This window comes from Geminicoccus flavidas (assembly GCF_009806515.1).
Lineage (GTDB): Bacteria > Pseudomonadota > Alphaproteobacteria > Geminicoccales > Geminicoccaceae > Geminicoccus > Geminicoccus flavidus.
Map to the genome: position 1 here is coordinate 1 of NZ_WUJP01000204.1, position 1457 is coordinate 1457.

Genomic DNA, 1457 nt, shown 5'->3' on the forward strand with positions numbered 1-1457 from the left:
GTCATACGCCGTAACCTCGTGCGCTGCCGGAACATCTACATCGCCGATGTACCCGGCTGCGGCCTCGGCATCTTCTCCGCGGTCCCGGTCCGGGCGGGGCGGGCGGTCGTGGTCGAGGAGGATGCCGCCTATTTTGATCAGATGATCGACGAGGCGCAGGTGCGGCGGCTGGGTCTCGATCTCAGCATCCACTGCTTCCAGGTCGGCCACAACCGCTACCTGCTGCCACGGGGCAGCATCGACGACCTGATCAACCATTCCTGCGAACCGAACTGCGGGATCCGTCTAAGCCCGCTCGGCTACCGCCTGATCGCACTCTGCGACATCGCCACGGGCGACCAACTCACCTATGACTACTCCACCTATATCGGCAACCCGCGGGAGCGGATGGCGTGCGCCTGCGGCTCGCCGCATTGCCGCCGCGAGGTCGGCCCGTTCCGCGAGCTGCCGCCCGAGCGGCGTGCCTTCTATCTGGCGCATGACGTGGTGGGGCCGTTTCTCCTGGACGAGGCGCGCCCGCTGGCGCAGTTAGCGGGCTGAGGCTGGCGGACGTGCCCCGGCCAGCCGACCGGGTGGTCGGCGCTGGGCGATGGAAGCGAGTGTTCGGCGTGAACTACCATGTCACGGCTGAGCGCGAAGATCTTCTGACGATGCCACCCGGCTGATTGATCGGCAGGTCAGCGGAGATCGGCGGCTTCCAGCTCCGGGCCCGCAGAGGCAGCCGCCCGCGGCGGCGCTGGTTGCCGCCACCCGCGCAGCTCGCTGTGGATCACCAGGCCGCCGCTCACGACGATGAGCATCATGCCGAGCACCACGCTGGGGCCGGGCAGGTCGCCGAACACCAGCATGCCCAGCCAGAACGACAGAGCAGGCCGGTGAACTCGAGGGGCGAGGTAACGGAGGCAGGGGCCCGACGGATGCTCTCTTAGAGAAGGTACTGCGCCAGCATCCCGCCGCTGCCGACCAGCAGCAGCAGGTCGTGTCGAGTCGGCCATTGCCACCACCAGGGCATGACCGTGCCGCACATCACGAGGAACACCGCGTTGTTGACCAGCATCTGCGCACTGGTCGGCACGGACAGCGCCAGCTGACGGATCAGCACCACGGTATAGGCCCATAATGCCGCGGCCAGCAAGGCCAGAGCAACCGGCCCCGAATCCGCCGACCCGGTCGGACCGCAGGCAAGAGTCACGCCACCCAGGCCGATCAGCAGCGCCAGCCAGTGTTCCTTGGACACACGTTCGCCGAGTAGCAGGACCGCCAGTAGGGTCGCGATCAGGGGCGAGGCGAAATAAATCGTCTCGAGCTCGACCAGCTGCAGACGGCGCGCTGCCGAGTAGTAGGCGAGCCAGGCGCACGCATAGACGAGGGCGGCGAACAGGATACGCAGCCAGATGCAGGGTGGCAGCATGCCCGTGAGGCTCTGCCGGCCGTTCACCAGGAGGCAGACGGGCACG

General features: G+C 67.5%; 3 protein-coding genes. 1 reads left to right on the plus strand and 2 read right to left on the minus strand.

The window, feature by feature from the left end:
- On the plus strand, positions 1-540 hold a 540-nt coding region (locus EQG76_RS05520; protein ID WP_159711332.1), incomplete at its 5' end, for an SET domain-containing protein.
- A 137-nt stretch (positions 541-677) separates the two neighbouring features.
- Here the strand turns inward: EQG76_RS05520 and EQG76_RS05525 are convergent.
- Both EQG76_RS05525 and EQG76_RS05530 read right to left on the minus strand, forming a co-directional pair.
- The gene (locus EQG76_RS05525) at positions 678-848 is read right to left on the minus strand and encodes a hypothetical protein (RefSeq protein WP_159711334.1); all 171 of its coding nucleotides are present in this window, start codon (positions 846-848) and stop codon (positions 678-680) included.
- A 77-nt stretch (positions 849-925) separates the two neighbouring features.
- A partial coding sequence (locus EQG76_RS05530) for an EamA family transporter (RefSeq protein WP_159711336.1) occupies positions 926-1457 on the minus strand: 532 nt, incomplete at its 5' end.